This window comes from Enterobacter cloacae complex sp. HYC003_NIDB, assembly GCF_056673375.1.
The window spans coordinates 1949279-1969530 of the sequence record NZ_CP114220.1 but is presented as its reverse complement, the minus strand read 5'-3'; the positions used below and the strand labels follow the sequence as shown (position 1 = coordinate 1969530).

19 protein-coding genes are annotated in these 20252 nt (G+C 56.0%); 4 read left to right on the top strand and 15 right to left on the bottom strand.

Annotated elements, in window-relative coordinates; genetic code table 11:
• Nucleotides 1-210: 210 nt before the first annotated feature.
• From dgt to O1722_RS09235, 3 genes are all read left to right on the top strand, one after another.
• Nucleotides 211-1077: a dGTP triphosphohydrolase gene (gene dgt / locus O1722_RS09245; protein ID WP_479954548.1), complete on the top strand. Its 867-nt coding sequence runs from the start codon at nt 211-213 to the stop codon at nt 1075-1077.
• A 77-nt stretch (nt 1078-1154) separates the two neighbouring features.
• A complete protein-coding gene (locus O1722_RS09240) occupies nt 1155-1658 on the top strand; it encodes a hypothetical protein (RefSeq protein WP_479954545.1) in 504 nt (167 codons plus the stop codon).
• The gene (locus tag O1722_RS09235; protein ID WP_174785219.1) at nt 1621-2373 is read left to right on the top strand and encodes a hypothetical protein; all 753 of its coding nucleotides are present in this window, start codon (nt 1621-1623) and stop codon (nt 2371-2373) included. The genes O1722_RS09240 and O1722_RS09235 overlap by 38 nt, the downstream gene beginning before the upstream one ends.
• 40 nt (nt 2374-2413) lie before the next feature.
• On the opposite strand, the gene cheZ is transcribed toward O1722_RS09235, so the two are convergent.
• From cheZ to O1722_RS09180, 11 genes are all read right to left on the bottom strand, one after another.
• The gene (gene cheZ / locus O1722_RS09230) at nt 2414-3058 is read right to left on the bottom strand and encodes a protein phosphatase CheZ (RefSeq protein ID WP_003859718.1); all 645 of its coding nucleotides are present in this window, start codon (nt 3056-3058) and stop codon (nt 2414-2416) included.
• Nucleotides 3059-3068: 10 nt separating this feature from the next.
• Nucleotides 3069-3458, bottom strand: coding sequence for a chemotaxis response regulator CheY (gene cheY, locus O1722_RS09225; protein WP_000763862.1), 390 nt, complete (start codon nt 3456-3458; stop codon nt 3069-3071).
• A gap of 17 nt (nt 3459-3475) precedes the next feature.
• Complete coding sequence (locus tag O1722_RS09220) at nt 3476-4525, bottom strand: protein-glutamate methylesterase/protein-glutamine glutaminase (RefSeq protein ID WP_014884341.1); 1050 nt, start codon at nt 4523-4525, stop codon at nt 3476-3478.
• Complete coding sequence (cheR, locus tag O1722_RS09215; RefSeq protein ID WP_017384409.1) at nt 4522-5388, bottom strand: protein-glutamate O-methyltransferase CheR; 867 nt, start codon at nt 5386-5388, stop codon at nt 4522-4524. Before cheR ends, O1722_RS09220 begins: the two co-directional genes overlap by 4 nt.
• A gap of 19 nt (nt 5389-5407) precedes the next feature.
• The gene (gene tap, locus O1722_RS09210) at nt 5408-7009 is read right to left on the bottom strand and encodes a methyl-accepting chemotaxis protein IV (protein WP_017693235.1); all 1602 of its coding nucleotides are present in this window, start codon (nt 7007-7009) and stop codon (nt 5408-5410) included.
• A 44-nt stretch (nt 7010-7053) separates the two neighbouring features.
• Nucleotides 7054-8721: a methyl-accepting chemotaxis protein II gene (tar, locus tag O1722_RS09205; RefSeq protein ID WP_017384411.1), complete on the bottom strand. Its 1668-nt coding sequence runs from the start codon at nt 8719-8721 to the stop codon at nt 7054-7056.
• An 85-nt stretch (nt 8722-8806) separates the two neighbouring features.
• A complete protein-coding gene (locus O1722_RS09200; RefSeq protein WP_017384412.1) occupies nt 8807-9769 on the bottom strand; it encodes a Csu type fimbrial protein in 963 nt (320 codons plus the stop codon).
• Nucleotides 9766-12150, bottom strand: a complete 2385-nt coding sequence (locus O1722_RS09195) for a fimbria/pilus outer membrane usher protein (protein WP_033486796.1) — start codon at nt 12148-12150, stop codon at nt 9766-9768. The genes O1722_RS09200 and O1722_RS09195 overlap by 4 nt, the downstream gene beginning before the upstream one ends.
• A complete protein-coding gene (locus O1722_RS09190) occupies nt 12126-12887 on the bottom strand; it encodes a fimbrial biogenesis chaperone (protein WP_100151237.1) in 762 nt (253 codons plus the stop codon). Before O1722_RS09190 ends, O1722_RS09195 begins: the two co-directional genes overlap by 25 nt.
• 16 nt (nt 12888-12903) lie before the next feature.
• Nucleotides 12904-13452 carry a Csu type fimbrial protein gene (locus O1722_RS09185; protein ID WP_033486795.1) on the bottom strand — a complete coding sequence of 183 codons (549 nt, stop codon included), beginning with the start codon at nt 13450-13452 and terminating at the stop codon, nt 12904-12906.
• Nucleotides 13453-13459: 7 nt separating this feature from the next.
• A complete protein-coding gene (locus tag O1722_RS09180; protein WP_058686686.1) occupies nt 13460-14032 on the bottom strand; it encodes a Csu type fimbrial protein in 573 nt (190 codons plus the stop codon).
• A 427-nt stretch (nt 14033-14459) separates the two neighbouring features.
• Here O1722_RS09180 and O1722_RS09175 point away from each other — a divergent pair, with 427 nt between their 5' ends.
• Entirely contained in the window at nt 14460-15719 is a 1260-nt protein-coding gene (locus O1722_RS09175) for a dicarboxylate/amino acid:cation symporter (RefSeq protein ID WP_017384415.1), read from the top strand.
• 96 nt (nt 15720-15815) lie between these two features.
• Here the strand turns inward: O1722_RS09175 and cheW are convergent, their stop codons facing one another.
• From cheW to motA, 4 genes are read right to left on the bottom strand one after another with little or no spacing between them, the layout of a single operon-like run.
• Nucleotides 15816-16319 (bottom strand): chemotaxis protein CheW, encoded by a 504-nt coding sequence (gene cheW, locus O1722_RS09170; RefSeq protein WP_003859699.1) that lies wholly within the window; start codon nt 16317-16319, stop codon nt 15816-15818.
• 19 nt (nt 16320-16338) lie between these two features.
• On the bottom strand, nt 16339-18348 hold the full coding sequence (gene cheA, locus O1722_RS09165) for a chemotaxis protein CheA (RefSeq protein ID WP_032669618.1): 2010 nt from the start codon (nt 18346-18348) through the stop codon (nt 16339-16341).
• 4 nt (nt 18349-18352) lie between these two features.
• Nucleotides 18353-19282, bottom strand: a complete 930-nt coding sequence (motB, locus tag O1722_RS09160; protein ID WP_003859697.1) for a flagellar motor protein MotB — start codon at nt 19280-19282, stop codon at nt 18353-18355.
• Complete coding sequence (gene motA, locus O1722_RS09155) at nt 19279-20166, bottom strand: flagellar motor stator protein MotA (protein ID WP_003859696.1); 888 nt, start codon at nt 20164-20166, stop codon at nt 19279-19281. Before motA ends, motB begins: the two co-directional genes overlap by 4 nt.
• Nucleotides 20167-20252: the final 86 nt, after the last annotated feature.

Genomic DNA, 20252 nt, shown 5'->3' with positions numbered 1-20252 from the left:
ACGGGTATCATGCCTAAGAATTACTTTGGCAATCGCGTAAACAAACCAATAAAAAGGGCCGATTTAATCCCTTAACACCTATTACACCTGCCCCTGGTTTCGTTTCTTGCGTAACGCATTCCAGTTTTAAAATTTTCATTCTGGACCGTCTGGTAACCCCTGATTGGGTTTGATAGCTTTCCTTAAAGGCCTCAATAAAAAGGATGTTTTATGAAGTGGAGTAAGTTGTTAAATAGCAGCAGACGCAAAGATAAAGAGAAAAATCCGGGTTCAAAAAAGTCCGACCTCGCCGCCGGTAGGCAAGAGATTGAACGAGACTTTGACCGCTTACTCTTCGCAGCGCCAACCCGTCGTTTAGCTGATAAAACGCAGGTTTTCCCACTGGATCTGAATGACAGCGTACGTACCCGATTGACCCATTCCCACGAAGTGGCGAATTTTGCCAGAGGCATTGGGATGCGTCTTGCCTTTGAAATGAAAGAAGAAATATTTGGAAGCGACTGTAACCACTTAATACTGGAACGCGATGTCCCCGCTCTGTTGGCAACGATTGGACTGGCACATGATTTGGGTAACCCTCCTTTCGGGCATCAGGGAGAGGCAGCGATGGCGACGTGGTTTCGTCGCAATTTGGCTCCCCTGGTAGCGCATGGTTTCGATGAAGAAAGCGGCAGGATATTCAATGATTTCATGAACTTCGATGGTAATTCTCAAACGCTTCGCCTTGTGACCAGACTTCAAATTATCAATGATAATTATGGTTTGAATCTTACCTATGCGTCACTTGCAGCCATGATTAAATACCCTCAGTCCTCCTACATCAAAAACAAGAAATGGAGTAAACATGGGTATCTGTTCTCGGAAGAAAAAGTGGTACATGATATTTGGCAGGAAACAGGCCTTTCTGAAGGACTCAGACATCCCTTTACCTATTTAATGGAAGCGTGTGATGACATAGCGTATTCAATTCTTGATGCGGAAGACACCATTAAAAAAGGGCTGGCATCCTATCAGGATCTGATTAGTTTTCTGACAAGTGGAAAAACGGAACAGATAAAACAATTAATCAGTTGGTAAAAAAAGTACAGGATAAGAATCGGGAATGGGACGACCGAAAACAAGAGCTCTCCCCCGCTGAAATCAATGATATGAGTATGCAAATGTTCCGTGTGCACGGAACAAATGTACTCATTACGAGTGTTGTTGAGGCTTTTCGACAGTGCCATAAACAGCTTTGCAATACCGAGTGCGCTATTAAGGATCTGATCAGTATCAGTGATGGAAATGAACTTTGTTCAGCGTTGAAAAAATTTGATCAAACCCGTGGCTATCGTCATCGAACCGTACTTGAGCTGGAGCTGAAAGGCTCAAACTACATACAGGGACTCATGGACATGCTCTGGGTAGGTATAAGGGGTCGTAAAAGCGGTGGAAAGGAATGGGATACACCATTTGGTCGTTATGCTTATGGCCGAATCTCTGAAAACTACCGCCGAGTGTTTGATGATAAAGAAAACAACTTACCCCCCCTTTATAAAGAAGCGCAGTTGCTCGCTGATGCTGTTTCAGGAATGACAGACAGTTATTTGATACGCCTTCACGATGAGCTAAAATCGCTTTATGAATATGAAAGTCGTCTCCAGCCATCAACGCCTTAAGCTAAGAATCGAAGATTTCTTTGACGTTAGCGAAGAGCGAAAGCAAGCCAGAGCGCTCATCGACGCTCTGGCTGAGCGCTCGCACGCGTGGATTTTTGGTGGGATGATTCGTGATATCGGCCTTTTTGGGCGTGGAGGCTTTACTTCGGATATCGATCTGGTCATTGATCTGTCACGAGAAGAGCTGATTAACGCGCTGAACAGACACAACATCGAATGTTTCAGCGTAAATAAGCTGGGCGGGATCCGCTTCCATTACATGAGTCTGGATTTTGATATCTGGAGCATCAATGATACCTGGGCCTTTAAGAACAGGATTGTTGAGTTTAAAGATACCTACAGCTTGTTGAATACAACGCTGATGTCATGGGATTCAATTCTTTACGATGTGAAGAAGAAACATCTCATTAGTCCCGATAACTATCTCCACGACTTGCATCACCGTCGGCTTGAACTCGTATTACAGAAAACACCTAACGAAGTGGGTTCTGTTATCAAGATCTTGCGCACAATCTATAACAAGCGAGTCCAGATCCTGGGGCCGCAGTTGACCGATTTTTTGTTACAGGCTCTGCATGAACACAGCTTTGACCAGCTAAGGCAGTATGAATACGGTAGTTATCACTCTTCTTCCTTTAGCGTCGAGGATCTGCGCCGTCTCAAAGAAGACCTCTGCCATTTCCGAACCGGATTCGATATAAAAATTCGAATTTAAACCATAGAAAACACCACCTCAATGAGGTGGTGTTTTTACGTTAAAAACCAAGACTGTCCAGCAGATCGTCCACCTGATCCTGGCTTGCCACCACGCCCGCTTTGCTGGTGTCAAGCTGTGGACCATTGAGCAGGCTTTCGTTCTCGCGTTTCGGACGGGCAGCCGGTTCCGGTATGTTCTCCAGCAGCACCATCAGCAGCTGACGTTCAATCTCCTGAATCACATCCATCATGCGCTTGATCACCTGGCCGGTGAGGTCCTGGAAATCCTGTGCCATCATGATGTCCAGCAGCTGGGCATTGGTGAAGCTGGTGTGGCCCGGCACGTCACCCAGGTACTGACGGGTATCCGTTACCAGTTCGCGGGCATCCGCCAGCTCAATAGGGTTCTCAAACCACTCATCCCAGCGTTTGCTCAGCGCTTTCGCCCCCTTCTCCATCGCATCCTGGTGCGGCTGCGAGGCTTCAACGCTGTTCAGCGCACGCTCGGCCGCCTGCGCGGTCATCTGTACGACGTAGTCCAGACGGTCGCGCGCGTCAGGGATGGCTTCCGCCGCTTCGGCGATAGCCTGGTCCAGCCCCAGCTCACGCAGGCTGTCACGCAGCATGCGGGTCAGGCTACCAATGCGGGCAATAATGTCGCTCGGCGAATGTTCTTCAACGGGTTTCATAGCAGGTTGCAACATATCCATCACCTCACATGCCGAGTTTCTCGAAGATCTTCCCGAGCTTCTCTTCCAGAGTCGCCGCGGTGAATGGCTTCACCACGTAGCCGCTTGCGCCCGCCTGTGCAGCGGCAATAATGTTCTCTTTCTTCGCTTCTGCGGTCACCATCAGCACCGGCAAAGAGGCCATGCCCGCATCCGCGCGGATGGTTTTCAGCAGTTCGAGACCGTCCATGTTCGGCATGTTCCAGTCGGAAATCACAAAACCAAACCCGCCAGCCTGGAGTTTGTTCAGCGCATCCACCCCGTCTTCTGCTTCTTCAACATTGTTGAAGCCCAGCTCTTTCAGCAGGTTGCGCACAATGCGACGCATGGTGGAAAAGTCATCCACAACCAAAAACTTAAGCTCTTTATCCGCCATAAAATAATACTCCTGAGTCAAATACGTATTGCCTGTCCGGCACTGATTTTCGCCAGCATCTGCTGGCTTACCTGGCTAAGATCGACCACTTCGCTTACGCCACCCATATTGATGGCCTCGCGCGGCATGCCGAACACCACACAACTTGCTTCATTCTGCGCAATCGTCCAGGCACCAGCCTGGTGCATCGCAAGCATTCCGGCGGCGCCGTCGTTGCCCATCCCCGTCAGGATCACCCCAACGGCGTTGCGCCCCGCATGTTTCGCCACCGAATGAAACAGCACATCCACCGACGGACGGTGCCGGTTAACCGGCGGCCCGTCATGAATTTTGATTTGATAGTTCGCCCCGCTGCGCGCCAGCTCCATGTGCTTGTCACCCGGGGCGATATAGGCGTGACCCGGCAGCACGCGCTCGCCGTCTTCCGCCTCTTTCACGCTGATCTGGCACAGCTTATTCAGGCGCTCCGCGAACGAACGGGTAAACCCTGGCGGCATATGTTGCGTGATCAGAATACCCGGGCTTGAGAGCGGCAATGGCTGGAGTACATGGCGAATTGCCTCTGTTCCTCCGGTTGACGCCCCAATGACCAGCAACTTTTCCGAGCTGAGTAACGGCCCTGCCTTCAGGGTTGCCGGAGCTGCCATCGGCTTGTGGGCCGCGAGTTTTGCGCGCGACGCGGTACGGATTTTCTCGGCGATCATCTCGCTGTACGCCAGCATCCCCTCGCGAATGCCGAGCTGCGGCTTGGTGACAAAATCCACCGCCCCCAGCTCCAGCGCGCGCAGGGTGATTTCTGAACCTTTACCGGTCAGAGATGACACCATCACCACCGGCATCGGGCGCAGGCGCATTAATTTTTCCAGGAAATCGATGCCATCCATGCGCGGCATTTCAACATCCAGCGTCAGCACGTCGGGGTTATATTTTTTGATTAAATCCCGCGCGACCAGCGGATCGGGCGCTGTCGCCACCATCTCCATATCGCTGTGGCTATTGATGATTTCGGTCATGATCTGACGCATTAGCGCTGAATCATCGACAGACAATACCCTGATTTTACTCATGCTTTTTCCTTACTCAGCGCATATACCGTTTGCCCACGCAGGCTAAACTCACGCACGAGGTTACTGAAGTTTTCCGAGTGCCCGGCAAACAGTAAACCGTCAGGCTTGAGCAACGGAACAAAGCGACGCAGGATGTCCTGTTGCGTCGTTTTATCAAAATAGATCATCACGTTACGGCAAAAAATGGCGTCGAATGGCCCCGGCACGTTGTACTGCTTATCCAGTAAATTAACGGGAGCAAATTCCACGCAGTTCGCCAGCTCCTGGCGTACGCGCACCAGTCCTTCATGCGGGCCGGTACCGCGCATGAAGTAACGCTGTAGCTGCTGAGGAGACAGCGTTTTAAGCTCATCCTGGCGATAAACGCCGTTACGGGCTTTTTCCAGCACTTCGGTATCGATGTCGCTGGCGTACACTTTCCAGCGGCCCGGCGCCATGCCCAGGGTGTCCGCCAGGGTGATGGCCAGCGAGTACGGCTCTTCCCCGGTAGAGGCCGCCGCGCTCCAGACGCGATACTCCCCGCTACGGCGACGGGCGTGTTCCGCCAGCACCGGGAAGTGATGCGCCTCGCGGAAAAACGCGGTCAGGTTGGTGGTTAATGAGTTGATAAATGCCTGCCATTCGGCGCTGTTCTGGTTCGCTTCGAGCATGCTCAGATAGCGGCCAAAATCATCCAGCCCCAGCGTACGCAAGCGCCGCACCAGCCGGTTGTAGACCATGTCTCGCTTATGGTCCGCAAGCACGATCCCCGCACGCTGGTAGATTAACTGACATATCCGACGAAAATGCGCGTCGGACAGCGCGAGGCGCTGTGTCATCTGCAACAATAATGACGTTTGCCCTGAGGGCATGGGTGATGTCATAGCGCCTTCTTAATCACATTCAGGATACAACGGGCACGGCCTGTGACCGTCCGACTTCTGTTACTGCTTCAACGTGCTCTTTCACATTAAATACGGCGACCAACCCGGTAAGGTGATCCGCCTGGTTTGCCAGCTGATCGGTAGCCGCCGCCGCCTCTTCCACCAGTGAGGCGTTCTGCTGCGTAACCTGATCCATCTGTGTAACGGCCTGCGCCACCTGCTCAATACCACGGCGTTGTTCATCAGACGCCGAGGCAATCTCGCCCATAATGTCGTTAACCCGCGTCACGGAGGTGACAATCTCGTGCATGGTCTGCGCGGCGGTATCCACCAGCGCGGAGCCCTGCTGAACGCGGGAGACCGACTCTTCTATCAGCCCTTTGATCTCTTTCGCCGCATTGGCGCTGCGGCTGGCGAGGTTTCGGACTTCACCGGCAACCACCGCGAACCCGCGCCCCTGCTCCCCGGCACGCGCCGCTTCAACGGCCGCGTTCAGCGCCAGAATATTGGTCTGGAACGCGATACCGTCGATGACGCTGATAATGTCGCCAATTTTCTGCGAGCTGGCGGCAATCTCCTGCATCGTGCTGGCGACGTGAGAGGCCTGATCGCCCCCACGTTTCGCCGTCATCGCCGCCTGTTTTGACAAGTCGGACGCCTGACGCGCGTTATCGGCGTTCTGGCTTACCGTCGCGGTCAGTTGCTCCATGCTGGCCGCCGTCTGCGCCAGCGATGCCGCCTGCTGTTCGGTGCGGGATGAGAGATCGTTATTGCCTGCCGCAATCTCGGAGATCCCGGTATGCATGGCGTAACTGCCCTGGCGAACGTTGCTTACCGTTTCCCGCAGCGACCCCTGCATCGCCTTCAGGCTGGCGAAAATCGCTGATATTTCATTCCTGCCATACACGGCCACCGGACGCGCCAGATCGCCCTTCGCCATACTGTCGAAGTGGCTGCTGACGATGGCCAGCGGCTGGACGATCATTTTGCGCGACCACCACAGCGAGCCGCCGGTCAGCAGGGCGGCCAGGATCACCATGGTCAGGAAAATCGCCCCTGACATGCGGTAGCTGGTACGGCTGTCCGCACCGGCACGCGCCACAAACTGGTTAATATCCTGCTGCCAGGCGTTAAAGCTGCCGTCGAACGCCGCCTGAGACGCCTGCACCGGCGCGGTCAGGAAGTCAGAAAGCTGGTTGTTCTCCAGCCACGTCGCCTGATGGTCGAGATCGCCGTACCACACATCAAAGGTCTTTTTCATGGCGACTTTCAGCGCTTTCTCTTTCTCACTGACCGCCTCCTGCGCCGTAAAGGCCTTAAACTGCGCGTCGGCCTGCTTCAGACTGCTGCGGGCCACGACCATCAGCGCCTTAATATCCTCCGGCGGATAGCTCAGCGCGGTTAACGTCCCTGCTTTGTTCAGCGCAGTGCTTGCCTGCAACAGCACGGCACGCGTTTGTGCCAGTGCGGAGCGCTGCTGATTACTCGTCTCAACTTCCTGCAAATTCTGATAGCCATCGCGAAACGCCCAGAAAGACAACCCGTTACTGCCAACCTGCAAAACCCCACACAGGATCAGAATCAAAAACAGTGTGGTCGAGATACGAATACGATTTAACATCCACGCTCCCATCAAGCGGCAAGCAGCCGCGGTTTAATTGTCAGTCAAAATGTTTCCCAGTTTTCATCTTGTCCGGTCACCGCTGCGCGCGTACGTGTTGTCACGGGCGCCGGGGTTGCTTCGCTGTACGCCGACCGCGAGCTGACCGTATTTGTCGTTTTTGAAGTAAGACGGAACGCCGAGACGGCCATTTTCAGGCGGCTCGCCTGGTCCTCCAGCGCAGCGGCCGCGGCAGCGGACTCCTGCACCAGGGCGGCGTTTTGCTGCGTCACACGATCCATTTCCGATACCGCCAGGGCGACCTGGTCAATACCACGACTCTGCTCATCCGATGCAGAGGCGATTTCACCCATGATGTCCGTCACGCGCGTCACGGCATTCACGATGTCATTCATGGTTTCACCCGCACTTTCCACCAGCACCGAGCCGGTATCCACGCGTGAAACAGAGTCTTCAATCAGGGCTTTGATCTCTTTCGCCGCATTGGCGCTGCGGCTGGCGAGGTTACGCACTTCGCCAGCGACCACGGCAAACCCGCGCCCCTGCTCGCCCGCACGCGCCGCTTCAACGGCCGCGTTCAGCGCCAGGATGTTGGTCTGGAAGGCGATACCGTCGATTACGCTGATGATGTCGGCAATTTTCTTCGAGCTGTCGGCAATGTCATGCATGGTTTTCACCACGCCGTCGACCACCCGACCGCCGCGCTGGGCGGTGTCGGACGCGCTTTCTGCAAGCTGCGACGCCTGGCGGGCATTGTCGGCATTCTGCTTCACGGTCGCGGTGAGCTGCTCCATGCTGGCCGCCGTCTCTTCCAGTGCGGATGCCTGCTGTTCGGTACGGGACGAGAGATCGTTGTTGCCCATCGCGATTTCACTCGTGCCGGTATAGATGGCATCCGCCCCCTCGCGAACGTTGGCGACGGTATCAATCAGCGAACGCTGCATATGGTCGACGCTGGTTGCCAGCTCGGTGATCTCATTGCGGCCAGAAACGGTCAGCGTTTTCGTGAGATCGCCTCGGCCAATATCACGGATATGGGCAATGACGCGGCCAAGCGGGTTAAGAAGGATATGACGAATGCCGTACCACACGGCCACCAGCACGATGACCAGCGCGAGGGCGAGAACCGCCATCTGCCATTTCGCGAAACGGTAGTCGTTCTGGCTTTGCGTGAACGCGGAGTGATAAAGCTCGCCGCTGGCTTTGGCGTACTCGCCGAGCGCCGCGCCGAGGGCGTTCTGCATTCCCTGGGTCGGCTGCGCGAAATAGGCGTCCATATTGCCCTTTTCCAGGAACTGCACCAGCTCCGTGAGGCCGGCGAAGTAGGCCTGATATTTTTCATCTATGTTCGCGCTCGCCTGCGCCATTGCTGGCTGAGGGGCGATTTTTTTGAAGGCGTCGTAATGTTTCGCCGCGTCTGCCAGCGTGGCGCGCGCATTCTTCAGCAGTTCCGTTTTTGCGCTGCTCTGCTGGTTATTTGGGTCCATCATCATGCGGGCAGACGAGCGGCTCAGGTTGATACGCGTCTGCAACATCAGATCCCAGGTCGTGGTCAGTTCGCTTTGCTGCATTCGCAAATCGTTCGAGGCCGCGAAGCTGTCCTGGTTCTGTTTTAACGACGAGAAAAAGAGGCCGCCAGAAGTAAGCTGAAGAAGTGCGAAAATGACCAGCACCATCATAAGCATTGTGACAACGCGGATACGGTTCAACATACAACACCTTCTCATAGATTTATTAACGGTGTTATCGGCACAGGCCACAGGAACTTTACATTTGCGAAAGGGAAAAGCGCGGGAGTCAGAATGCGACGTCGACAATCAGCGTGTCGGTGTAGGTTCCGGCAGGCGGCGTGGCCTGGCTGGTCAGAACTTTGGCGGTGTAGTTGTAGGTACGTAAAAGCCCGTCCGTACTGACCTGCGATGAGCTGGCGCTGGCCCAGCGCTCGCTGCCGCTGCTACCCCAGCGGTTGCTGGTCGCCTCTTTGTAGATGTCGTAACTCATGAAGTTGCTGCCGCTGACCATACGACGCACGTTGTTCAGGGCATTTGCCCCATTATTAATGCCTATGGTGTAGGTGCTGCCTTTGGTGCAGGTGACGGCAACCGACTGTGAAACGGTGGGAAAATTTTGCACCAGCGGCGCGCTGTTAAAATTCACGTCCGGCGTGGTCATGGTGCTGCAATCGTTGGTGACGGTCATGTTGAGGAGGATCGAGGTGGTTGCCGTACCGGTTTGCGGGGTCAGGCACGCTCCGACCGCGCCAACGGCGCACACGTTGTAGTTAATACTGAACGTTAACAACACCTGATACGGCCCGGCGGTGACGTTCTGCCCCATTACGGTCCGGAAATAAAGGGGAATGTTGTAGCGCCTTGAACCCAGCAGCCCGAGCAGCGTGTTTCCGCTCCAGGTATAGGCTTTGCTGATTTGTATTTCACTGTTTCCGCCGCAGCCGGACGCCCCGCACAGCCGCGCAGGGATGACATCGGTAATAGCCGCGTTGTCCGTACGCTTCATGGTCGCCCGGCTATTCGCGAAGACGGATGCCGAGGTGTAATTCAGCGTCACCGAGTCGTTGGTTAACAGGTTGAGAACGGTATCGCAGGTCACCACCAGCGTGCCCGTCGTTTCCACTTCCCCGGTGCCGCTGAGTGCGAACGAGGTGACGCTGCCAAACGAGGCATTCACCGTACTGACGGTACAGGCCGCCCAGCTGCCGCCGGAGCACAGCAGCAGGAGCGCGATTAACAGGCGTCTCACGGCGCCTCCCGACAGGTCAGCGGACCGTAGGTTTGCAGCTTATGTGCAGGGTTTGCGCCAACGGTCAGCGTTGCCGTACAGCGTTTACCCTCCGGGGTGATGACCTCGAGCGGATTCACGTCGTTGAGGTTTTCCAGCCAGGCGAGGCCGTCGTAGCCGACAACCGCGCTGCTGCGCGACGCGCGTCTGACCTGGCTTCCTACCGGGATCGCATTGCCCTGCGCATCGTGCAGGATCACGCTGGCAACCCGCTCCTGCTCCATCGGAAAATCCACCAGATAACCGTTATGCCGACGAATCGCCACCCGACGCTCGGTCTCTTTCAGCCGGGTATCCGCGGGTAAGTTCAGGGTATCGATGCGGTAACTTGCCGGGTAATAGGCCGAAACGCCGCTCACCAGCAGATAGCCTTTGTTATTGGTTTTTCCGACCGGCTGGTTTTCGTAGCTGACGGGAACATCCGGATGACCGTCGGTGCTGATCACCACAAACGCATCGTTGATTTTGTTCGCCGCAAACAGTTCACCGTCCATCAGCACGACAGAACCCATCGCCTCGCCCCACCAGGTCATCATGCCCTTCTCACCATAGCCGCCGCCCTGTAGCTCCACGTTGTTATTCCGCCAGCCGAGCGTGGCCTGCTGATAGTTACTCGACCGCGACTGGTTGGCCCAGGCCATGTTCCAGCTAAAGCCGCCGTCTGAAGGCATCGAGTGGTTGTAGTTAATGCGTTGAGTGCTGCCTGCGTCAGGGGTGTTTTCAAAGGTGACGGCGGCGCTGTCACGTTCGCCGAGGGGAACCTGCAACGACAGCGCAACCGTCCAGTCGCCCCGCTGCTGGTCACGGCTGGCAGCCAGATAAATACTGCTTGAGCCCCACAGATTACGGCTCCAGGAGAGGTTGAGCAGCTCAGTTTTCTGGCTGTCAAAACTCTCAACGCCGATCCACGCCGCGCCGATATTGCCGTATCCGCCGAGGTTAAAGGTTAAAGAATACTGGTCGGTATTGCGGCTCAGGCTGGCAACGGGGTTATCATTTTCATCATAAACGGTGGGCTGATCGTACAGGGCGAGATTGCCAAAACCACGATCACGTCGGGTATGCTGGGTCGCTACGCTAAACTCGCTGGTGTTGTATTGATAGCCCCAGTTTATCTGGCCGCCGCTATCGCCGCGCATGCGGCTTTGGGTCCACGAGGTATTTACCACGCCAAAACGCCCGAGCTTCAGTACCGTGCCCGCGCCGCCAAGCGCCAGCGACTCCGCCCCTTCCGCATGCCCCTCCAGCGTCAGCCAGTCGGTCACCCCGTAGCGGTACGATCCGCTGCCCGCCGCCGGGCCATAGTCAAAATTCTCAATACCGTAGTTACGCCGCAGGCTGCCCAGCGTCACGGCGCCGTCGCTTAACCCCTGCTTAAGCAGATCGCTGCTGACATAAAACGGCAGCGTGGTACTCACCTGACGACCCAGCGCATCAGTGGTAACCAGTACTGCATCGCCAGCACCGTTGATATACGGCAGATTGGTGAGGGTAAACGGCCCCGGCTGAAGGCGGGTGGAGCCGGAACGGTAGCCATTAATAAAGAGATCGACCGAGGTCGGGACAGCCGCCTCGCCGGAAAACGCCGGCAGCGGCCAGGTCACCAGATCCGGACGCAGGGAGAAGTCGCGCCCGTAGCTGATCCCGCCCATGCGCACGCTGGTGCTCCAGCTCAGCGCATCGCTGATGACGTCCCCGGCGGACCAGGTGGTGGCATCCTCTTCGTTGGTGATCAGTAAGGTAGAGTCATAACGCACGTACCCTTCCTGCTGCCCGCTGTTACCGGTGAAATTCTGCCGGGCGTAACCCGTCGATGAAAATGAATAATCCTCATTGAAATAGCGGAACTCGTGCCAGACCGATGCCTGACCGCCCGTGTGTTCGGAATGGTTGGTATAAACGTCGTAATTGAGCAGCGCGCCGCGGCCATAGTGCGGCTTGCTTTGCATGCTCTGTTCGCTGAACGGCGTGATCCGCGCCGCGACCCAGTCCCGGGGGACCGTCAGCAACAGGCGCTGGGCCGTACTGTCGTACTCTGCGTGTACCGACGTAAGCGTCGAGAGATTCACCTCTCCGGCTGGCACATGCGCGGGCGGCAGCCCGGCGCGGAGCAAATCCGCGCCCGAAATAAACCAGGCTCCCTCGCGCTGCGTCACCGGCACCACCAGACCCGTGTCATAGTGGTTCAGCACCAGGACGAGCTGAAATACTGCTTCGCCGTTCATCGTCCGTGCATCCGGCGGCGGCGGTAAACTGTCGTCGCCGGTTTCGGCAAAGGCGCTGGTACTGACGCAAAGCAGGATCATCATCGCCGGTTTCAGTTGACGGGCGTCGATTGCCATTGCGTATCCCTGGCATTAATTTGCGCGCTCATCCGGTTCGGCTGATAAATCCCTGCCGGAAGCGGCCAGCTTCGGGTGCTGCCTGGCAGCACATAACCCAACAGCCCCTCGGCAACCGTGCGTTTTTGCCCGCCCTGCTCAACCGTAACCTGGCTGAGCCGGACGTGCACATCCCCCTGATTACGGACCTGAAGCGCGGGTTTCCCCCCTTCCTGAACGACCCGCCAGCTCAGCTGTTGAGTATTCGCCAGCGCGTGGTGCGCCCCTTCGTTGAGGGTGGGGATCCCCTGCCCATAAACAAATAAGGGAATGGAATAGCGCATTTGCAGTTTGAGGCCCATGGACGGTTCCGCTTTGGCATCCGGCTGGGGAATTTCATCCACAATAATGCGGTAGGCCTGCTCAACCCCCGACGGGATTGTCCCCTGCTTGATCAGGCGAATAAGCTGTTTACTGCCTTTGGCGATGGTCACGATCGGCGGGCTGGCGACCACATCCTGCTGGGCGGTGTAACGCTCATATCCTCCCTCCTGCTTCCAGCGCACAATACGCACCTGCATTGTCGTGGTGCTGTTGCCCTGATTCTGGATCCACAATTCAGTTGCTCTGGCCTCTGCCGAAAGCCACGGATCGATGGGCCACAAAAGAATGGTTGCCGCTGCCTGCGCCTGGCTCGCTGCCAGAGCCGTTGCCCCCAACAGACCCACCAGGCCTGATCGCCTGAAAAATGGCTTCATCGATGTTCTCCCTTTCCTACCATGACAAGGTCACGGTGAGTTGATCTGAATATGTTCCCGGCAGGCTAAACCCCGTCAGGAGCGCGACGCCAAAAAGAGGCAGCGCGATGTTATTGCTGTTGGTATAGGTAATCGGTATGGCCTGGTTAACCCCAATTTCGCTGTTCGCCGCCAGAGAGCTGCTGCTGTAAAGCCGGTAACCAACAACTTCGGTCCCACCTGAACGCGTCATCCGTCGCACCGAGCTGTAATTCTGGCCGCCGTCAATGCTCATGCTCAGCGCCACGCCCGGCGTGCAGGCGATGGACAACGCACCGTCGGCGACAAAGCTGGTGCTGACCGGCGTGTTGTCCACGCCGTTACGGGTTCCAAAATCCAGCGTCCCAAAGCGCCCGCCCGTGCCGGTACTCACCGAGCACCCTGGTACTACCGTCGCGCTCACCCTGAAGGACTGGGAGGTCACCGCTCTGGCGTCGCAGTTCATCATCAGCCCGACGATCAGGGCCAAAAAAGGTTGCACGACGCCCTCTGCGCTTTCGCGCAGACATAAACACAATGCCTTCATGGCTGAATCAGTAGGTGACGCTGACGTTAATCGTGTCGGTATAGGTTCCCGGTACAACCGTTACGCTATTGCCACCGCCCGTTATGCGTCCGTAGAGGGTATAGCTGTCCACCCCGCCCGCCGTGGAGGCAACGGGCAACGCGGCGTTGTTAGCGATCACGTTGTTGTACCCGCTGTCGCTATAGAGGCTGTATGCCACGCCCTGTGCCGCATTGGCAGTGTTCACCAGATAGCGGGCGGGTGTGCCGGGGGTGCCGACAACGGTTCCGGGTGCGGTCGCGTTGGTGTTGCCGGTGATCGCCACCGTGTAACTGGCAGTGGTACATTGAATGGTAAAGGTGTTTCCGCCGCTGGCCCCGGTTAACTGGGTTGACAGGGTGGAGAATGTCGCAGGATGGGTCCCGAAATCGAGTGTCCCGAAGTTAATGCCGTTTTGCGTTGGCGAGCCGTTGATCAAACAACCGTTCGTCAGCGTCAGCGTCGCCCCGATAGTACCGCTACTGGTGACTGCCAGCGCCTGACCGACAGTCGCCGCCGTCAGCAGTGTACCCGCGCAGATAAAAAGAAGTGTTCTTTTCATTTACCACCCTCCAGAAGAAATAATGGTCCGCTTACCCTATTTTATTCATACTGTTCAGTATGTTAGCCCCGCTTAAACATTCCCCGGCGCGGTTACTGAGAATTTAGTTTATGGTTCACGCTTCAACCACTTTCAGCGAAGGTGAGACACCCGCCCTCCAATTAACAGGCTATTAACAAACATTACAAAGAGTTAGCAAAATAAAACGGGCATTATATTTGCTTAATTTGAGGATATATCGCCTGTAACGTGATCCGCGTCACAATATATCGTCATCATAAAAACAACGAATTTCATAAAAATTAAAAACAAGTTGTAACTCACGCAGCTTTACTTCAATTTATGCCCCGAATATTTTCCTGCGCTTAAATAAAAATTTTGTATGCATTGACGCAGGAAACTCTTTTAGCGCATAGAGGATCTTTTTGTGGCAAGTGCAAACAAACTCACGCTCTTCATCGTGATTTTCATGCTGGCGGGCATTCTTTCAGGTGCGGCAATCCATGAGTATGCTTCGCCCGACGCGATACAGGCCTGGTCGGAGAACATCACCCTGCTGACCGATATTTTCCTGCGGCTGATTAAGATGGTGATTGCCCCGCTGGTGTTCAGCACCCTGACGGTGGGCATTATGAAGCTGGGTGAAACGTCGACGATTGGGCGCGTCGGGGGTAAAGCGATGGTGTGGTTTATCAGCTCATCCGTACTTTCCATTCTGGTGGGGCTGTTTATTGTTACCCTTGAACAACCCGGCAGCGGTCTGAACCTGAGCATTCCGACAGAGACGGTTGATACCGGCCTGGCCGTTAGCGGGATGTCGCTGAAAGCCTTCCTGTCACACACTATTCCAACCAGCATTGCCGGCGCGATGGCGAACAATGAGATCCTGCAAATTGTGGTCTTCTCGATGTTCTTCGGCATCGGCGGCGCGTCATTAGGTCAAAAATTCAACGCCCCGCTGGTGGCGGCGCTGGATGTGGTCTCCCACATTATGCTGAAAGTGACGGGCTATGTGATGTACGTTGCGCCGCTGGCCATTTTTGCCGCGATTTCGTCCGTGATTGCCACTCAGGGTCTGGGCATTTTGCTGAACTATGCCTCGTTCATTGGCGGTTACTATGTGGCGATCCTTCTGACCTGTCTGGTATTGCTGGCGGTAGGTTACATGGTACTGAAAAAAGAGATTTTCCGTCTGGTGGCGATGCTGAAAGATCCGGTTCTGGTCGCGTTTACCACCAGCAGCTCAGAAGCGGCATACCCGAAAACGCTGGAGCAGTTAGCGCGCTTCGGCTGTTCACGTAATATCGCCTCTTTCGTCCTGCCGATCGGCTACTCGTTTAACCTGGTCGGCTCCATGGTGTACTGCTCGTTCGCCTCGATGTTTATCGCCCAGGCATACAACATTCACCTGAGTTTCACCGAGGTGACGGTGCTAATGTTAACGTTGATGCTGGCCTCGAAAGGGATTGCGGGCGTACCGCGCTCGTCGCTGGTGGTGCTGGCGGCAACTATTCCGAGCTTTAACATTCCGGTGGCCGGGATCCTGCTGCTGATGGGGATTGACCATTTCCTGGATATGGGACGATCGGCCATTAACGTGCTGGGGAACGGGATTGCGACGGCGATGCTGTCGCAGAATGAAGGGGCGCGGGAAGCGGAATCAGCGCTGGTGGAGCAGGAGGCGTAAGGTTACAAAAGAGCCGGGTGGCGCTGACGCTTACCCGGCCTACGTGTTCGAGCCATTTGTAGGCCGGGTAAGGCGAAGCCGCCACCCGGCTTTATTTTATGCCACGTGATTCGCCGCAATATCCAGCAGCGCCATCTCTTCGCTGTTCAGCAGCTTCTCAATATTCACCAGAATCAGCATACGCTCGCCGAGCGCACCCAGCCCCGTCAGGTATTCCGTCGACAGCGTGACCGCAAACTCCGGCGCAGGACGGATTTGATCGGCGGTCAGCGACAGCACATCAGACACGCCATCCACCACGATCCCCACCACGCGCTGCCCCAGATTCAGGACGATCACCACCGTGTTATCGTTGTACTCCACATCGCCCTGGCTAAACTTCACGCGCAGGTCCACGATAGGCACAATCACACCGCGCAGGTTGGTCACACCCTTGATAAACGCTGGCGTGTTCGCAATGCGCGTTACCTGGTCGTAACCGCGAATTTCCTGCACTTTCAGGATGTCGATACCGTACTCTTCATCCCCTAAGGTGAAAACCAGGAATTCCTGTCCAGATGGCTCGCCCGCCAGTTTCGTTACGTTACTCATACCGGTCATGTTATTACCTTTTACTTAATCAGGCGGCTGTGTTCGCCACACGTTGTTCACGATTTAATCCCTGAAGTGCCGATACATCGACGATCAGCGCGACGCTACCATCACCCAGGATGGTGGCAGCAGAGATCCCCGGCACTTTGCGGTAGTTACTTTCCAGGTTCTTAACCACCACCTGATGCTGACCAATCAGCTGATCGACCAGCAGCGCGTAGCGGCGTCCGGCGCTTTGCAGGATCACAACGATACCCTGCGTGGCCTCGGTTTTTGCCCCGTCCACTTCAAACACTTTCCACAGTTCCACCAGCGGCAGGTACTCGCCGCGCACTTCGAGCACGCGCTCGCCGCCCGCCAGCGGATGCAGATCTTCTTCACGCGGCTGGAGGGACTCCATCACCGCGTTCAGCGGCAGAATAAAGACTTCGTCCGCCACTTTAACGGACATGCCGTCAAGAATGGCCAGCGTCAGCGGCAACAGGATACGAATCGTGGTGCCCGCGCCCTGCTTAGACTGGATCTCAACGTGACCGCCCATCTCCTGAATGTTACGTTTCACCACGTCCATGCCCACGCCGCGGCCGGAAACGTCGGTGACCTGCTCTGCGGTTGAGAAGCCCGGGGCAAAAATCAGCATGCCCACTTCTTCGTCGGTCATGTTTTCGTTAACCGCCATTCCCTGCGAAATCGCCTTCGCCAGAATGCGCTCGCGGTTCAGGCCGGCGCCATCATCGGTCACTTCGATGCAGATGTTGCCGCCCTGATGTTCCGCTGACAGGATCAGGTTGCCCACGGGCGATTTTCCAGCTGCTACGCGGTTTTCCGGCAGCTCGATGCCGTGGTCGAGGCTGTTACGCACCAGGTGCGTTAACGGATCGATAATGCGTTCAATCAGGCTCTTGTCCAGCTCGGTGGAGCTGCCCATCAGCGTGAGTTCGATCTGTTTGTTGAGCTTGCCGGCCAGGTCGCGCACCAGGCGCGGGAAGCGGCTGAAGACATATTCCATCGGCATCATGCGGATGGACATCACCGATTCCTGTAAATCGCGGGCGTTACGTTGTAACTGGCCCATGCTGGTGATGAGATCGCCATGGGTCACCGGGTCCAGCTCGTTGGAGCGCTGGGCCAGCATCGACTGGGTGATGACCAGTTCACCCACCAGGTTGATCAGCTGATCCACTTTCTCCACCGCCACGCGAATGCTCGTGGACTCGCTGGAACGCGCCGCCGGTTTTTCACCGCGGGCCGGAGCGGCCGTCTCTTTTGGCACGGCTTTCAGGGCCGGGGCAGCGGCAACTACCGCAGGGGTATTCTCTGCCGGAGCAGGCGCTTCAACGGCCGCCGCCTCGGTTTCAAACGCAATCTGATCCGCTTCAATCACGAAGCAGAGCACCGCCACGATGTCATCCTGGCCAATCCCATCGTCAAGCGTCGCGGCCAGGCTGTCTTTGCCCTTCACCACGTTGCTGAGCGTCGCCAGGTTCCCCAGCTCCTCTTCCAGCAGGTTGACCTCGTTCTCCTTCAGACGTGACAGCACCACGCGCAGTTTTCCTGCGGGCGCGTCAGGCGCCGTATCGGGTTCGGCCACGGCGTCAACAACGCTCAGTTTTGCCGCAGGGACAGCGGGCGCAGACGCCTCACCTTTGGCTTCCAGCGCTAACTGACGCAGCGCGTTGCAGATGTATTCAAAGCTGGCGGCATCAGGCTCTGCCGAACTTTTATAGGCGTCGAGCTGTTCCTGCATAATATCTTTCGTTTCCAAAAACAGGTTGATAATGTCGGTATTGAGCTGCATCTCACCGCGTCGTGCTTCATCCAGCAGGTTTTCCATTAAATGGGTGGTTTCCTGCAAAATGGTAAATCCAAACGTTCCGGCACCGCCTTTAATGGAATGCGCCGCACGGAAGATGGCATTGAGCTGTTCTGAGTCCGGTGCCTCGGGCACCAGATCCAGCAAATGTTGCTCCATATCGGCCAACAATTCGTCGGCTTCATCAAAAAATGTCTGGTAAAAATCGGTAATATCCATGCTCACGCTATCACCTCGGATTGGCTGGTGGCGATGTTGGAACGGCAGCCGAAGGGACGGCCCCAGGCTGTTTTAAATCGTCCAGTGACTCATTCTGACTTTCGGCGTTTTCATGCAGGATGGCCTGCTCCGCCTGCTGGTTCAGCACTAAAAGACTGATACGACGGTTGATGGCGTCATCCGGTCCGCGGTCGGTAAGGCGCATGGTTGCAGCCATGCCGACCACGCGCAGGACCTTGCCATCATCAAGCCCACCCGCCACCAGCTCGCGACGCGAGGCGTTGGCGCGATCGGCAGAAAGCTCCCAGTTGCTGTATCCTTTCTCTCCCGTGGCGTACGGGAAATCATCCGTGTGTCCGGACAGGCTAATGCGGTTTGGAATACCGTTCAGCACCGGTGCAATCGCACGCAGAATATCGCGCATGTAGGGCTCCACGTCGGCGCTGCCGGTTTTAAACATAGGCCGGTTCTGGCTGTCGATGATCTGAATACGCAGCCCTTCCTGTACCAGGTCAATTTTCAGATGCGGACGCAGCGCGCGCAGCTTAGGGTCCGCTTCAATCAGCTGATCCAGGTCACCGCGCAGTTTTTTCAGGCGAGCCTGCTCCATCCTTTTTTTCAGCTCGTCGATGTTAGGCTGTTTTTTCACTTCGCCCTGCTGCTGGGTATAATCGTCACCGCCGCCGGGGATCGGGCTGTCGCTGTTAGAAATGCGCGGCCCGCCGGTAACCGCCGTCGCCAGCGGCGTTCTGAAATATTCCGCAATCTGAATAAGCTCTTTCGGGCTGGAGATGGAGATTAGCCACATCACCAGAAAGAAGGCCATCATGGCGGTCATAAAGTCGGCGTACGCGATCTTCCAGGAGCCGTGAGAACCGTGCCCGTGCCCCTTATGCTTGCGCTTTTTTACGATGACGATCGGATGGGACTGGTTTTTCATGCGTCCTCAGTTGTCGTCTGTTGGTTAGGGTTTTTCACCGCGCGCACGTGCTCTTCCAGTTCGATAAACGACGGACGTTCGCTGGAGTAAAGCGTCTTACGACCAAATTCGACGGCAATCGGTGGCGCATAGCCGTTGAGGTTTGAGAGCAGCGTAATTTTCACGCACTGCATCATTTTGGTGGTTTCGGCGCTCTTCTGGCGCAGCACGCTCGCCAGCGGGGAGATAAAGCCGTAGGCCAGTAAAATACCGAGGAACGTCCCCACCATCGCGTGGGCAATCAGCGCCCCCAGTTCAGCCGCCGGGCGATCCGCCGAGGCCAGGGCATGAACGACGCCCATGACCGCCGCCACGATGCCGAACGCCGGAAGCGAGTCGCCCACCAGCGCCAGGCTGTTGGCCGGTACTTCGGACTCGCTCTCGTGGGTTTCGATCTCTTCGTCCATCAGGGCTTCAATTTCGAAGGTGTTCATGTTGCCGCTGATGATCAGTCGCAGGTAATCGACGATAAAATCGAGCATCATCGCGTCGGCCAGAATACGCGGGTAGCTGGCGAAAATTTCGCTCTCTTTCGGGTTTTCGATGTCCCGCTCCAGCGAGAACATCCCCTGCTGACGTGACTTCGCCATCAGGCGATAGAGCAGCGCCAGCAGATCCATATACATGCTTTTGGTGTATTTCGAGCGACGAAACAGCAGCGGAATCGCCTTCAGCGTGCCCTTGATCGATTTGCCGTTGTTACCAACGATAAAAGCCCCTACCCCTGCACCGCCGATGATGACAAGTTCAGCCGGTTGATAGAGTGCTCCAAGGTGCCCGCCGGTCATCATGTAACCGCCGAAAACTGTACCGAGAACTACCAGGTAACCTAATAAGATAAGCACGACATCATCCTTCCGCTAGTGACTATGGCAGGACGTTCATTTCGAGCGCATGACCTGAACGCAGGGTAAAAAAAAGCAGCGGTAAT